Below are 13,035 nucleotides of genomic sequence, written 5' to 3' on the forward strand. Positions count from 1 at the left end.
ACGTCCTGTGCTGAACTCCGTTGATGCGGGTCGGCGACTGATGCTGCGCGCCGCGGTCTACCCGCTGGCCGCGGTCGCTGTCCTGGCCCTGGCCTTCCTGCTGGTCGGTCCGAAATATGCCCTCGGCGCGCTGGCGTCCGGTGTGGCCATTTCGGCCGGTGGCTGGGTGGCGGCAAGGATGGCGCTGGGGGGTGGTGCGGTGGCCGCAGGATCGGCGATGGCTCGCCTGATCATTGCGATCGTGGCCAAGTGGGTCGTGGTTTTCGGCGTCCTGCTGGTGGGGTTCCTGGTCTTCAAGCTGCCTGCATTGGCGCTGTTGGCCGGTATCGCCGTCGGCTTGATGTTCCAGGTCCTGGCCATGGCCAGGCGTTGACAGAATTCAATTAACTGAAGGTTCCGGACACATGGCGGGCGAGGCTCTAACCCCTACCAGCTACATCCAGCATCACCTGCACAACCTGACCGCGCCGGTCGGCAAGGGTGAGGGTATGTTCTGGCATATCCACGTCGATACCTTCCTCACTGCGGTCCTGATGGGCCTGGTGATCGTTGTCGCGTTCTGGCTGGGGACCCGCAAGGCCACCGCCGGCGTGCCGGGCAAGTGGCAGGCCTTCGTCGAGATCTGCCTGGAGTTCGTCGACCGCCAGGCCAAGGACACCTACCACGGCAAGAGCAAGCTGGTCACGCCGATTGCCATCACCATCTTCTTCTGGATTCTGCTGATGAATCTGCTGAAGATGATCCCGGCCGATTTCATCGCCAAGCCGCTGGAATGGGCGGGCGTGCACTACTGGAAGCCGGTGCCGACCGCTGACGTCAATGCCACCCTGGGCATGGCCATCAGCGTGTTCTTCCTGATGCTGTTCTTCGCGCTCAAGTCCAAGGGCCTGGGCGGTTTCATCAAGGAATTCCTGACGGCGCCGTTCGGCAAGTGGATGATGCCGTTCAACCTGATCCTCAACATCGTCGAGTGGCTGAGCAAGCCGATCTCGCTGGCGATGCGACTGTTCGGCAACATGTTCGGCGGCGAAATCGTGTTCCTGCTGATCTGGGTGCTGGGTGGTGCCGGTTTCTTCGGTGCCATTGCCGGTGGTGTGTTCGGCCTCGGCTGGATGCTGTTCCACCTGCTGGTGATCCCGCTGCAGGCCTTCATCTTCATGATGCTGTCGATCGTGTACCTGAGCCTGTCGGAAGACGCTCACTGAGTTTCAAGCTTCAACGCGTTTCAACCTTCATCCGTTTCATCACCCTTAGCAACTTAAGTTCCTGGAGATAACCATGTACTTCGCCGTCCTGACCAACTTCGCGCAGATTCAGAGCTCCACCGCCCTTGCCGTCGGCATCATGATCGGCCTGGCCGCGCTGGGCGCCGGTCTGGGTCTGGCCATCATGGCTGGTAAGTTCCTGGAGTCGGCCGCCCGCCAGCCGGAACTGATCCCGGTCCTGCAGGTCCGCATGTTCATCACCGCCGGCCTGATCGACGCCGCGTTCATCATCTCGGTCGCCGTTGGCCTGCTGCTGGCCTTCGCCAACCCGCTGTCGGCTGCCTTCGCTGGCGCCGTCACCAAGGCTCTGGCCGGCTGATACAGCGGTTTGAGACGACCGGGTGCTGATGCACCCGGTTTCGGATGAAGGCCGGATGTGCCGCTTCGGCGGCGCGTCCACCCCGAAACCAGCGATCGAGCTAACCATGAATATCAATTTCACCCTTCTTGCGCAGGCGCTGGCCTTCGCTGGTCTGATCTGGATCATCGCGACCAAGATCTGGCCGCCGCTGATGAACGCGATCGAAGAGCGCCAGCAGAAGATTGCTGAAGGCCTCGCTGCTGCCGACCGCAGCCAGAAAGATCTGGCCCAGGCGCAGGAGAAGGTCAACGAAGCGCTGAAGGAAGCCCGCACCAAGGCCAACGAGATCATCGATCAGGCCCATGCGCGTGCCAACCAGATCGTTGATGCTGCCCGCAACGAAGCGATCACCGAAGCCACCCGTCAGAAAGAACTGGCCCAGGCTGAAATCGACGCCGCCGCCAACCGTGCCCGTGAAGATCTGCGCAAGCAGGTGTCCGCGCTGGCCGTGACCGGTGCCGAAAAGCTGCTCAAGCGCGAAATCGACGCCAACGCCCACAAGGCGCTGCTCGACGAGCTGGCCTCGGAGATCTAAGGATGAGCCAGGCCCTCACGCTTGCCCGCCCGTACGCCCGCGCCGCGTTCGCGACCGCGCGCGACGAAGGCGCGTTCGCGCCGTGGTCGGACGCCCTGGCGTTCTCCGCCCACGTCGCCGCCGACCCGCGCGTGGCGGCCCTGCTCGCCAACCCGGAGCTGGGTCGTGACGACGCCGTCGCCCTGCTGGCGCCGGTGTCCCACGGCGAGACCTACTCGCGCTTCCTGGCCATCCTGGCCGAATCGCATCGCCTGCCGCTGCTGCCGGAAATCTCCGGCATGTTCGACGCCCTGCGCGCCGAAGCCGAGCACGTGGTCAAGGCCACCGTCACCTCGGCGGCCGAACTGTCGGCCGGTGAACTGGACGCGATCAAGGTCGCGCTGCGCAAGCGCTTCAACCGCGAGGTCGACGTGACCACCGCGGTCGATGCCTCGCTGATCGGCGGCGCCGTGATCGACGCCGGCGACGTGGTCATCGATGGTTCGCTGAAGGGCAAGCTGGCCCGTCTGCAGACCGCGCTCGCTAACTGAATTCATTTAACGTCCGGCCCCGCTGCCGGCACTAGGACTTGACGATGGCAACCACGCTCAACCCCTCCGAAATCAGCGAACTGATCAAGAACCGCATCGAGAAGGTCAAGCTGGCCGCGGAATCGCGCAACGAAGGCACCGTGACCAGCGTGTCCGACGGCATCGTGCGCATCTTCGGTCTGGCCGACGTGATGCAGGGCGAAATGATCGAACTGCCGAACAACACCTTCGCACTGGCCCTGAACCTGGAGCGCGACTCGGTCGGCGCCGTGGTCCTGGGTGACTACGAGCACCTGCGCGAAGGCGACGTCGCCAAGACCACCGGCCGCATCCTGGAAGTGCCGGTCGGTCCGGAACTGCTGGGCCGCGTCGTGAACGCGCTGGGCGAGCCGATCGACGGCAAGGGCCCGCTGGGCACCGACCTGACCGCTCCGGTGGAACGCGTTGCTCCGGGCGTGATCTGGCGCAAGTCGGTCGACCAGCCGGTGCAGACCGGTTACAAGTCGGTCGACTCGATGATCCCGATCGGCCGTGGCCAGCGCGAGCTGATCATCGGTGACCGCCAGACCGGCAAGACCGCCATGGCGATCGATGCGGTGATCAACCAGAAGGGCACCGGCATCAAGTGCGTGTACGTTGCGATCGGCCAGAAGGCGTCGACCATCGCCAACATCGTGCGCAAGCTGGAAGAGAATGGCGCGCTGGCCCACACCATCGTGGTGGCCGCGACCGCTTCCGAATCGGCTGCCATGCAGTACATCAGCGCCTACTCGGGCTGCACCATGGGTGAGTACTTCATGGACCGCGGCGAAGACGCGCTGATCGTGTACGACGATCTGTCCAAGCAGGCCGTCGCCTACCGCCAGATCTCGCTGCTGCTGAAGCGTCCGCCGGGCCGCGAAGCCTACCCGGGTGACGTGTTCTACCTGCACTCCCGTCTGCTCGAGCGCGCTGCCCGCGTGTCCGAGGAGTACGTCGAGAAGTTCACCGAAGGCAAGGTCACCGGCAAGACCGGTTCGCTGACCGCGCTGCCGATCATTGAAACCCAGGCCGGCGACGTGTCCGCGTTCGTTCCGACCAACGTGATCTCGATCACCGACGGCCAGATCTTCCTGGAAACCGACCTGTTCAACGCCGGCATCCGCCCGGCCGTGAACGCCGGTATCTCGGTGTCGCGCGTCGGTGGCTCGGCCCAGACCAAGATCATCAAGAAGCTGTCGGGCGGTATCCGTATCTCGCTGGCCCAGTACCGTGAGCTGGCTGCCTTCGCGCAGTTCGCCTCGGACCTGGACGAAGCGACCCGCAAGCAGCTGGAGCGTGGCCAGCGCGTCACCGAGCTGATGAAGCAGAAGCAGTACGCGCCGATGTCGATCGCCAACCAGGCGCTGTCGATCTACGCCGTCAACGAGGGTTACCTCGACGACGTGCCGGTCAACAAGCTGCTGGCGTTCGAAGAAGGCCTGCACGCCCACTTCGCCAACACCCAGGGCGAGCTGATCAGCAAGGTCAACGCCACCGGCGGTTGGGACAACGACATCGAAGGTGCCTTCAAGAAGGGCATCGCCGAGTTCAAGACCACCGGCAGCTGGTAATCGCGGTCCTGTAGAGCGGAGCCTCCGGCTCCGCTGGACCAGATGACAAACGGTTGAACAACGCGGGGCATCAGCCCCGCGCCACGGGAAACAAGAGATGGCAAGCGGACGCGAAATCAAAACCAAGATCAAGAGCGTGCAGAACACCCGCAAGGTGACGCGCGCCCTGGAAATGGTCTCGGCCTCCAAGATCCGCAAGGCGCAGGATCGGATGAAGACCTCGCGTCCGTACGCGCAGGCGATGAAGCAGGTGATCGGTCATCTGGCCCAGGCCAGCACCGACTACCAGCATCCGTTCCTGGTCGAGCGCGAGCAGGTCAAGCGGGTCGGTTTCATCGTGATCTCCTCCGATCGCGGTCTGGCCGGCGGCCTGAACAACAACCTGTTCCGCAAGATGCTGGGCGAAGCCAAGGCATGGCAGGACAAGGGTGCCGAAGTGGACCTGGTGACCATCGGCCAGAAGGCTTCGACCTTCTTCCGCCGCGTGAAGGTCAACATGGTCGGCAGCGTGACCCACATCGGCGACGTGCCGAAGCTGGAATCGCTGATCGGTGTGATCAAGGTCATGCTCGACGCCTTCACCGAAGGCAAGATCGACCGCGTGTACCTGGTCTACAACCGCTTCGTGAACACCATGGTGCAGAAGGCCAGCTTCGATCAGCTGCTGCCGCTGCCGCCGGCTGAGAAGCAGGTCGCTCACCACGACTGGGATTACCTGTACGAACCCGATGCCGCGACCGTGCTCGAGCACGTGATGACGCGTTACATCGAGTCGCTGGTGTACCAGGCACTGCTGGAAAACGTCGCCTCCGAGCATGCCGCACGCATGGTTGCGATGAAGGCGGCGAGCGACAACGCCAACAAGCTGATCGGCACCCTGCAGCTCGTCTACAACAAGGCGCGCCAGGCAGCGATCACCCAGGAAATCTCCGAAATCGTCGGCGGCGCGGCAGCAGTCTGACCGCGTTCGTTCAAAGCACACATTAGAGGATGCAGCAATGAGTCAGGGCAAGATCGTTCAGATCATCGGCGCGGTCGTCGACGTCGAATTCCCGCGTGAATCGGTGCCGAAGGTGTACGACGCACTGAAGGTCGAAAACACCGAGATCACCCTCGAAGTCCAGCAGCAGCTGGGCGACGGCGTGGTGCGTACCATCGCCCTCGGTTCCACCGACGGCCTGAAGCGCAACCTGGTTGCCGTCAACACCGGCCGCGGCATCTCGGTGCCGGTCGGCGCCGGCACCCTGGGCCGCATCATGGACGTGCTGGGCCGTCCGATCGACGAAGCCGGCCCGGTCGCTGCCAGCGACAACTGGGAAATCCACCGCGCTGCGCCGTCGTATGAAGACCAGTCCCCGGCCACCGAGCTGCTGGAAACCGGCATCAAGGTCATCGACCTGATGTGCCCGTTCGCCAAGGGCGGCAAGGTCGGCCTGTTCGGCGGCGCCGGCGTCGGCAAGACCGTCAACATGATGGAGCTGATCAACAACATCGCCAAGGCGCACAGCGGCCTGTCCGTGTTCGCCGGCGTGGGTGAGCGTACCCGTGAGGGCAACGACTTCTACCACGAAATGAAGGACTCCAACGTCCTGGATAAGGTGGCGATGGTGTACGGCCAGATGAACGAGCCGCCGGGCAACCGCCTGCGCGTCGCGCTGACCGGCCTGACCATGGCCGAGTACTTCCGCGACGAGAAGGACGAAAACGGCAAGGGCAAGGACGTCCTGTTGTTCGTCGACAACATCTACCGCTACACCCTGGCCGGTACCGAAGTGTCGGCACTGCTGGGCCGCATGCCGTCCGCCGTGGGTTACCAGCCGACCCTGGCCGAGGAAATGGGCGTCCTGCAGGAGCGCATCACCTCGACCAAGAACGGCTCGATCACCTCGATCCAGGCCGTCTACGTTCCCGCGGACGACCTGACCGACCCGTCGCCGGCGACCACCTTCGCCCACCTGGACTCGACCGTCACCCTGTCGCGTTCGATCGCCTCGCTGGGTATCTACCCGGCCGTCGATCCGCTGGACTCCACCAGCCGCCAGATGGACCCGCTGGTCATCGGCCACGAGCACTACGACACCGCCCAGCGCGTCCAGCAGACCCTGCAGAAGTACAAGGAACTGAAGGACATCATCGCGATCCTGGGCATGGACGAACTGTCCGAAGAGGACAAGCAGGCCGTGTCGCGCGCCCGTAAGATCGAGCGCTTCTTCAGCCAGCCGTTCCACGTGGCCGAAGTGTTCACCGGTTCGCCGGGCAAGTACGTGCCGCTGAAGGACACCATCCGTGGCTTCAAGGCCATCGTCGATGGCGAGTACGACCACCTGCCGGAGCAGGCGTTCTACATGGTCGGCGGCATCGAAGAAGCGGTCGAGAAGGCCAAGAAGATGGCCGAGAAGGCCTGATCCGGGACGGGCGGGAGCGATCCTGCCCGACCTGACGCCGGCGCCGGGCAACCGCCCGCGCCGGTGGACCCCCACGGTGGCATTGCGCCGCCGCGAACAGCGAAGAGATTTGCATGAGCACGATCCGTTGCGACATCGTCAGCGCCGAGCAGGAAATCTTCCGTGGCGAAGCGACCCTGGTCGTGGCCACCGGTGAGCTGGGCGAACTGGGCATCGCGCCCAAGCACGCGCCGCTGATCACCCGCCTGAAGCCGGGCAAGGTGGTGGTGACCACGCCGAACGGCGAGCAGCTGGATTTCGCCATTTCCGGCGGTATCCTGGAAGTGCAGCCGCAGGTGGTGACCGTGCTGGCCGACACCGCGATCCGCGCGCAGGACATCGACGAAGCCTCGGTCCGCAAGGCCAAGGAAGAAGCCGAACGCATCCTGGCCAACCGCGGCGAAGCGATGGAAGTGGCCGAAGCCCAGCAGAAGCTGGCTGAAGCCGTCGTCCAGCTGCAGGCCCTGGAACGCCTGCGCAAGAATCTCAAGCACTGAGGTTCGCGCTGCACCCACGAGAACGCCGGCCCAGTGCCGGCGTTTTTGTTTGTGCTGGCGGGGCAGCGCCGACTGGGTAGAGTCGACTGTCACCCGACCATCGCGCGCAGCGCGGGATTTTCGCGGCGTCGAGGAAGAGCAGTCGACCGACAGTCGACTCTACCGATCCCGATCCCGATCCCGATTCGGCATCCCGGATCCCGAATCCCGCCGTCTCAGCGATACACCACATGGCGCATCAACAGGAACGACACGCACGCCAGCCCGCCTTCCACCAGCGGCTTGGCCAGCCACGTGTACTGCAGGCCCAGCGCCTGGTCGACCAGGCTGACCAGCAGCGTGCTCGCTGCCGTCAGCAGCAGCCACAGCCCGAAGAAGCGTGCGAAGCGCTTCCATCCCAGCTTGCCGGCACCGGCCTCGGCAAAGGTGTAGCGGCCGTTGAGCCAGAAGCCCAGCAGCATGCCGGCCAGGCGACCGGCGATGTTGGCCGGCGCGACCGGCATGCCCAGCGCGGTGGCGACCACGAACACCAGCCAATCGACCAGCAGCTGCACGAGCCCGATCACGAGGTAGGTGCCTCCTTGGCGGAGCAGGCTCATCGGCATGGTGAAGGAGGAGGGATGCCCATGTTAACGGCCCACGCTCTAGAATCACCGGCAACGAACTACGGACTGCTGCTCCCATGACCCAAGCCCTGCACGTCATCATCCTCGCCGCCGGCGCCGGCAAGCGCATGAAGTCGGTGCTGCCGAAGGTGCTGCAGCCGATCGCCGGCCAGCCGATGCTGGCGCACGTGATCGATGCGGCCCGCGAGCTGCAGCCGGCGGCCATCCACGTGGTCTACGGCCATGGTGGCGAGGCGGTGCGTCAGTACTTCGCCGGCCAGCCCGACCTGCAGTGGGCAGAACAGGCCCAGCAGCTCGGTACCGGCCACGCAGTGGCGCAGGCAATGCCGCAGGTGCCCGATGCCGCGCAGGTGCTGGTGCTGTATGGCGATGTGCCGCTGATCCGCGCGCAGACCCTGCGCGACCTGCTGGCGCAGCCGGGGCGGCTGGCAGTGCTGGTGGCCGATGTCGATGACCCGACCGGTTACGGCCGGGTGCTGCGCGATGCAGAGGGCAAGGTGGGCTCCATCGTCGAGCAGAAGGACGCCACCGACGACCAGCTGCGCGTGCGCACGATCAACACCGGCATCATCGCCGCAGAGTCGACCGCGCTGCGCCGCTGGTTGTCGCAGCTGTCCAACAGCAATGCGCAGGGCGAGTACTACCTTACCGATGTGTTCGCGTTCGCCGCGCATGAGTACACCCCGGCCGAGATGGCCCTGGTCGCCGATGCACAGGAGGCTGAGGGCGCGAATGATCCGTGGCAGCTGTCGCAGCTGGAACGCGCCTGGCAGCGCCGTGCGGTGCGTGCACTGTGCGCCCAGGGCGCGCGCGTGCGCGACCCGGCACGCCTGGATATCCGTGGCACCGTCACCGTGGGCAGCGATGTGCTGATCGATGTCGACGTTGTTCTTGAAGGCAACGTCGTGCTCGGTGACGGCGTTACCGTGGGTCCGTTCAACCGGCTGAAGGACGTCAACCTGGGGCCCGGCACCGAAGTGCGCGCGCATTGCGACCTGGAAGGCGTGGTGACCGAAGGTGCTGCGCAGATCGGCCCGTTCGCACGCTTGCGGCCGGGTACCGTGCTGGCCGATGGCGTGCACGTCGGCAACTTCGTCGAAACCAAGAAGGTCACCCTCGGCGTCGGCAGCAAGGCGAACCATCTCACCTACCTGGGTGACGCGGTGATCGGCAGCAAGGTGAACATCGGTGCCGGCACCATCACCTGCAACTACGATGGGGTGAACAAGTCGACCACCACCATCGGCGACAACGCCTTCATCGGCTCCAACAGCTCGCTGGTGGCGCCGATCACCATCGGCGAGGGCGCGACCATCGCTGCCGGGTCGGTCATCACCCGCACCGCGCCGGACGGCAAGCTGACGCTGGCACGTTCACGCCAGGAAACCATCGATGGCTGGAAGCGCCCGGTCAAGAAGTCCTGAGCCACGGGTTCCGCGCACCGATGAGCTGGCTGCGCTGCCGGCGATCGAACAGCGTGCCGGTGAACTGCTCAGGGGCCACGAGGCCTATCCGGTCTTTGCCGGCCACGGCCTGGACCTGCCGACGCTGCAGGAAGGCCGTGAGCGTGGACAGCTCTGGGTGGTGGATGGCGCCGGCGGCGGCATTGCCGGCTACCTGCTGGCCGGCGATCTGGCAGGCGAGTTCCATGTCCTGCAGATGGATGTGGATCCAGCGCACGCGCGTCGTGGCCATGGCCGTGCATTGCTGCGGCATGCCTTGGCGCAGGCCAGGGCCACCGGCTTTGCTGCAGCGGTGCTGACCACCTTGAGCGATGTGCCGTGGAATGCAGCCTTCTACGCCAGCGAAGGATTCGTTGAAGTGCCGGAGGCGGAGTGGAACGATGGCCTGCGCGCCGTCATGGCCGAAGAGGCTGCGCTCGGGTTTCCGATGCACCTGCGGGTGGCGATGCGGCGGGTCTGGTAGGTGCCGACCCTGGTCGGCACATCCACGCATGGCGTGGATCTAGCCGATCGGCCCGCTCACCCCACCGGCAACAGGATCGACACGCACAGCCCGCCATCACCGCGGTTCTGCAGCGACACCCGCCCACCGTGCGCCTCCACGATCTCGCGGGTCAGTGCCAGTCCCAACCCGGTACCGTTGCGCTTGGTCGAATAGAACGGCATCAGCGCGTTCTGCAGCACCTGCTCGTTCATGCCCTTGCCACGATCCAGCACATCCAGGCGCAGCCATTGCGGCAACCGCGTCAGCTGCACCTGCACATCATCATTGGGCGGATCGGCTTCGGCGCCGGCTTCATGCGCGTTCTTCAGCAGGTTCAACAGCGCCTGCCCGAACTGCGCGATGTCGATCCGGCTGCTCAGTTCCTCGTCCGGTTCACGTTCCATGCCGAACGGAATCTGCTGGCGCAGGCTGGACAGGAAGGGCGCCCAGTGCACGGTCTGCAGTTGCGGTTGCGGCAGCTTGGCGAAGCGCGCATAGCCACGGATGAATCCTTCCAGGTGGCGCGCGCGGTCTTCGATGGTGGTGAAGATCTCCGGCAGCCGATCGAAGCGCTCGCGTTGTACCAGCACGCTGCCGGAATGGGCCAGCGAGGCGATCGGTGCCAGCGAGTTGTTGAGCTCGTGGCTGATCACCCGGATCACCTTCTTCCACGTCTGCACTTCCTGGCGGCGCAGTTCGGCGGTGAGCAGGCGTACCAGCAACAGGTCGTGCGGGCGGCCGTTGAGCTGGAATGATCGGCGTGAGAGGTGATAGACCTGTTCGTCGTCCTCGTCGCTGTCTTCGCCTTCCGCATGCACCGCGAACAGGCTGTCGCCGCCACGGGCGATGGCATCGCGCAGCTCCACCGGCACCTGTTCCAGCACCTCTTCCAGGCGCTGGCCTTCCAGCTTCCAGCCGCCATGCAGCAGCTTGCGCGCGGCCAGGTTGGAGAACACAACGCGGGCGATGCCATCGCCGCCGGAAGCAATCAGCAGCATCGCCACCGGGGTGTTCTGCACCATGGTGTCCAGCAGCAGTTCGCGCTGCACCAGGCCCTGCCGCTGCTCGCGCAGCACGTCGCCCAGTTCGCGGTGCGCCTGCACCAGGTCGCCCAGTTCGTCGTTGCCCGGCCAGTACACACCGAAGTTGTACTCGCCGTCGCGGTAGCTGCTGGTGGTGCCGGCCAAGGCGCGCATCAATGAGCGTACCGGCGCGGTGGCACGGCGCAGGGTCCACCACATCAGCGACAGCAGGATCAGCGCCGACACCGTGGTCACTACCCAGCCGTGGTCCATCCAGTAGGCCAGCAGCCACGGCAACGCGGCGGCCAGCGCCAGCACCGGCAGCAGGCGCAGGAACAGGCGGAAGGTGAACGAGCGGCGTTTCATTCGCGTGGGATGCCGTGCCGGTCCATGCGCCGGTACAGTGCCTGGCGGCTCAGGCCGAGTTCGGCGGCGGCCTGGGCGATGACGCCGTGGTTGCGCGCCAGCACATCCTCGATGCGCGCACGGTCAGGATCATTGCCGGCACTGGGTGCCGGTCGCGGAGCAGGTGCGGCACGCGGCAGGTTCAGGTCGGCCACTTCGATGCGGTTGCCGGTCGCCAGCAGCTCGGCCCGCTGGATCACGTTGCGCAGTTCGCGCACGTTGCCGGGCCAGGGGTGCCGTTGCAGGGCCGCGGTGGCGGCGCTGGAAAGTGGCTTGCCGGCAGTCAGGAAGCGCTCGGCCAGGGGCACGATGTCGCCCGGGCGCTCGGCCAATGGTGGCAGTACCAGTTCGACCGTATTGAGGCGGTAGTACAGGTCTTCGCGGAAGGTGCCGTCGCGGATCATCGCCGGCAGGTCGGCATTGGTCGCACTGACCACGCGGACTTTGACCTGGCGCTCGCGATTGGAGCCAAGACGCTCGAAGCGCCCTGTTTCCAGCACACGCAGGAGCTTCATCTGGCCGCCCAGCGACAGGTTGCCGATCTCATCCAGGAACAGCGTGCCGCCGTCGGCGGCTTCGAACTTGCCCTCGCGTGCCTTGTTGGCGCCGGTATATGCGCCGGCTTCGGCACCGAACAGTTCGGCCTCGATCAGTTCCGAGGGCAGGGCGCCGCAGTTGACCGTGATGAACGGGCCCTTGGCCACCAGTGAATTGGCCTGGATGATCTGCGCGATCTTCTCCTTGCCAGCCCCGTTGGGGCCGGTGATCAGCACCGGCAGTTCGGAGCGCGCGACCTGGCAGGCCAGCGCGATGATGCGCTCGCTGGCCGGATCGGCGAAGACCGCACCACACAGCTCGTACTTTTCTTCCAGCGCATTGCGCTGGCGCAGCTCACGGCTGCGGCGACGGTCCAGCTCGCGCCGCGCCTCGGACAGCTCGAGCAGGTTGTTGACCGTGGTCAGCAGCTTGCGGTCGTCCCAGGGCTTGGCCAGGTAGTCGGCGGCACCGGCCTTGACCAGGTCCACCGCACTGCTCAGGTGGGTCCAGGCGGTGAGCAGGATCACCGGCAGGTCCGGGTGGCGCGCGCGGATCTGTGCGAACAGGTCTTCGCCTTCTTCGCCGGAGGTGGTGTCCTCGCTGAAATTCATGTCCTGGATCACCAGGTCGACCGGCTGCGACTCGAGCAGGGCCAGCCCTTCGGCCGGGCTCTGCGCCTGCAGGGTGTCGATGTCATGCAGGGAGAACAGCACGTCCAGCGCGGTGCCCACGCTGGCATTGTCGTCGATGATCAGGATCGAAGGCATCAAGCAGTTCTGCAGAAAGGGATGGGCGGCGCCGGTGGAGCCGTGTTCGTATCCATACGCCGGGAGAGCCCGGCGCCACCCATCAAGCATAGCCAAAGCCGTGGCGACGAGGGCGGGCTGGTTTCAGCGCCGCGCTGGTGGCGGCGGTGGTGCCGGCGGTGGCGGCGATGGCGGAGCGACCAGCGCCAGCCGCCACGAGGTGGCGTCCACCGGGACGGTGAGCTCGCGTTTGTCGCGGCGCAGCAACAGGTACGCAGTCGGGGCACTGGAATGCCGCAGCGCATCGGCAAGATGCTCGATCCGCCGCACAGCCGTATCGTCCAGGCGCAGGATGCGGTCGCCGCTGCGCACGCCGAAGCGGGCTTCCGGACGCGCGGCTTCCACCCGTACCTGGCCCTCGGTCGAGCGCAGCGCCAGGCGGGCATCATCCTGGCGCCATTCCAGCGTCTGCGAGCTGCCACCGCCGGCCAGCGCCGGCAGTGGCAGCAGTGCCATCAACAGCATCCG

At 65.6% G+C, this 13,035-nt stretch carries 14 protein-coding genes and 1 pseudogene; 11 read left to right on the top strand and 4 right to left on the bottom strand.

The genetic code is table 11. The annotated features are described in order from the left end of the window. The first annotated feature begins 7 nt into the window (after nt 1-7). The 9 genes from KXV01_RS06160 (at nt 8) to KXV01_RS06200 (ending at nt 7,224) form a co-directional block, all read left to right on the top strand. The gene (locus KXV01_RS06160) at nt 8-373 is read left to right on the top strand and encodes a hypothetical protein (RefSeq protein WP_014648497.1); all 366 of its coding nucleotides are present in this window, start codon (nt 8-10) and stop codon (nt 371-373) included. 31 nt (nt 374-404) lie between these two features. After that, nucleotides 405-1,205 (top strand): F0F1 ATP synthase subunit A, encoded by an 801-nt coding sequence (gene atpB / locus KXV01_RS06165; RefSeq protein ID WP_005411134.1) that lies wholly within the window; start codon nt 405-407, stop codon nt 1,203-1,205. Nucleotides 1,206-1,278: 73 nt separating this feature from the next. Continuing rightward, on the top strand, nt 1,279-1,584 hold the full coding sequence (atpE, locus tag KXV01_RS06170) for a F0F1 ATP synthase subunit C (protein WP_005411133.1): 306 nt from the start codon (nt 1,279-1,281) through the stop codon (nt 1,582-1,584). Nucleotides 1,585-1,690: 106 nt separating this feature from the next. Then, nucleotides 1,691-2,161 carry a F0F1 ATP synthase subunit B gene (locus KXV01_RS06175; RefSeq protein WP_005419512.1) on the top strand — a complete coding sequence of 157 codons (471 nt, stop codon included), beginning with the start codon at nt 1,691-1,693 and terminating at the stop codon, nt 2,159-2,161. Nucleotides 2,162-2,163: 2 nt separating this feature from the next. Beyond that, a complete protein-coding gene (locus KXV01_RS06180; RefSeq protein WP_005411131.1) occupies nt 2,164-2,691 on the top strand; it encodes a F0F1 ATP synthase subunit delta in 528 nt (175 codons plus the stop codon). A 44-nt stretch (nt 2,692-2,735) separates the two neighbouring features. Beyond that, complete coding sequence (atpA, locus tag KXV01_RS06185; protein ID WP_005419511.1) at nt 2,736-4,283, top strand: F0F1 ATP synthase subunit alpha; 1,548 nt, start codon at nt 2,736-2,738, stop codon at nt 4,281-4,283. 97 nt (nt 4,284-4,380) lie between these two features. After that, nucleotides 4,381-5,244, top strand: a complete 864-nt coding sequence (gene atpG / locus KXV01_RS06190; RefSeq protein WP_005411129.1) for a F0F1 ATP synthase subunit gamma — start codon at nt 4,381-4,383, stop codon at nt 5,242-5,244. A gap of 37 nt (nt 5,245-5,281) precedes the next feature. Beyond that, nucleotides 5,282-6,688 carry a F0F1 ATP synthase subunit beta gene (atpD, locus tag KXV01_RS06195; protein ID WP_005419510.1) on the top strand — a complete coding sequence of 469 codons (1,407 nt, stop codon included), beginning with the start codon at nt 5,282-5,284 and terminating at the stop codon, nt 6,686-6,688. 113 nt (nt 6,689-6,801) lie between these two features. Beyond that, entirely contained in the window at nt 6,802-7,224 is a 423-nt protein-coding gene (locus KXV01_RS06200; RefSeq protein WP_005419509.1) for a F0F1 ATP synthase subunit epsilon, read from the top strand. 215 nt (nt 7,225-7,439) lie between these two features. Here the strand turns inward: KXV01_RS06200 and KXV01_RS06205 are convergent, their stop codons facing one another. Next, on the bottom strand, nt 7,440-7,823 hold the full coding sequence (locus KXV01_RS06205) for a GtrA family protein (RefSeq protein ID WP_049438999.1): 384 nt from the start codon (nt 7,821-7,823) through the stop codon (nt 7,440-7,442). Nucleotides 7,824-7,906: 83 nt separating this feature from the next. On the opposite strand from KXV01_RS06205, the gene glmU reads away from it, so the two are divergent. Next, nucleotides 7,907-9,274 (top strand): bifunctional UDP-N-acetylglucosamine diphosphorylase/glucosamine-1-phosphate N-acetyltransferase GlmU, encoded by a 1,368-nt coding sequence (gene glmU / locus KXV01_RS06210; protein WP_049411114.1) that lies wholly within the window; start codon nt 7,907-7,909, stop codon nt 9,272-9,274. Then, nucleotides 9,243-9,776 (top strand): GNAT family N-acetyltransferase, encoded by a 534-nt coding sequence (locus KXV01_RS06215; protein WP_263467600.1) that lies wholly within the window; start codon nt 9,243-9,245, stop codon nt 9,774-9,776. Before glmU ends, KXV01_RS06215 begins: the two co-directional genes overlap by 32 nt. Before the next feature lie 56 nt (nt 9,777-9,832). On the opposite strand, the pseudogene KXV01_RS06220 reads toward KXV01_RS06215, so the two are convergent. From KXV01_RS06220 to KXV01_RS06230, 3 genes and pseudogenes are all read right to left on the bottom strand, one after another. Beyond that, nucleotides 9,833-11,257: pseudogene (locus KXV01_RS06220) on the bottom strand (ATP-binding protein); the annotation flags it as partial. Beyond that, nucleotides 11,182-12,528 carry a sigma-54 dependent transcriptional regulator gene (locus KXV01_RS06225; RefSeq protein WP_049411106.1) on the bottom strand — a complete coding sequence of 449 codons (1,347 nt, stop codon included), beginning with the start codon at nt 12,526-12,528 and terminating at the stop codon, nt 11,182-11,184. The gene KXV01_RS06225 and the pseudogene KXV01_RS06220, both read right to left, overlap by 76 nt. 123 nt (nt 12,529-12,651) lie before the next feature. Beyond that, on the bottom strand, nt 12,652-13,032 hold the full coding sequence (locus KXV01_RS06230) for a PDZ domain-containing protein (protein WP_192839722.1): 381 nt from the start codon (nt 13,030-13,032) through the stop codon (nt 12,652-12,654). Nucleotides 13,033-13,035: the final 3 nt, after the last annotated feature.

This window comes from Stenotrophomonas sp. Ps181 (assembly GCF_025697425.1).
Taxonomy (GTDB): domain Bacteria; phylum Pseudomonadota; class Gammaproteobacteria; order Xanthomonadales; family Xanthomonadaceae; genus Stenotrophomonas; species Stenotrophomonas sepilia.

What these genes read in the sequence shown, in the direction of transcription:
- KXV01_RS06230 (WP_192839722.1), bottom strand. Translation starts at nt 13,032, where the DNA reads ATGCTGTTGATGGCACTGCTGCCACTGCCGGCGCTGGCCGGCGGTGGC.
- KXV01_RS06205 (WP_049438999.1), bottom strand. Translation starts at nt 7,823, where the DNA reads ATGAGCCTGCTCCGCCAAGGAGGCACCTACCTCGTGATCGGGCTCGTG.
- KXV01_RS06175 (WP_005419512.1), top strand. Translation starts at nt 1,691, where the DNA reads ATGAATATCAATTTCACCCTTCTTGCGCAGGCGCTGGCCTTCGCTGGT.
- atpE (WP_005411133.1), top strand. Translation starts at nt 1,279, where the DNA reads ATGTACTTCGCCGTCCTGACCAACTTCGCGCAGATTCAGAGCTCCACC.
- atpB (WP_005411134.1), top strand. Translation starts at nt 405, where the DNA reads ATGGCGGGCGAGGCTCTAACCCCTACCAGCTACATCCAGCATCACCTG.
- KXV01_RS06200 (WP_005419509.1), top strand. Translation starts at nt 6,802, where the DNA reads ATGAGCACGATCCGTTGCGACATCGTCAGCGCCGAGCAGGAAATCTTC.
- KXV01_RS06215 (WP_263467600.1), top strand. Translation starts at nt 9,243, where the DNA reads ATGGCTGGAAGCGCCCGGTCAAGAAGTCCTGAGCCACGGGTTCCGCGC.
- KXV01_RS06180 (WP_005411131.1), top strand. Translation starts at nt 2,164, where the DNA reads ATGAGCCAGGCCCTCACGCTTGCCCGCCCGTACGCCCGCGCCGCGTTC.
- atpD (WP_005419510.1), top strand. Translation starts at nt 5,282, where the DNA reads ATGAGTCAGGGCAAGATCGTTCAGATCATCGGCGCGGTCGTCGACGTC.
- KXV01_RS06225 (WP_049411106.1), bottom strand. Translation starts at nt 12,528, where the DNA reads ATGCCTTCGATCCTGATCATCGACGACAATGCCAGCGTGGGCACCGCG.
- atpG (WP_005411129.1), top strand. Translation starts at nt 4,381, where the DNA reads ATGGCAAGCGGACGCGAAATCAAAACCAAGATCAAGAGCGTGCAGAAC.
- atpA (WP_005419511.1), top strand. Translation starts at nt 2,736, where the DNA reads ATGGCAACCACGCTCAACCCCTCCGAAATCAGCGAACTGATCAAGAAC.
- glmU (WP_049411114.1), top strand. Translation starts at nt 7,907, where the DNA reads ATGACCCAAGCCCTGCACGTCATCATCCTCGCCGCCGGCGCCGGCAAG.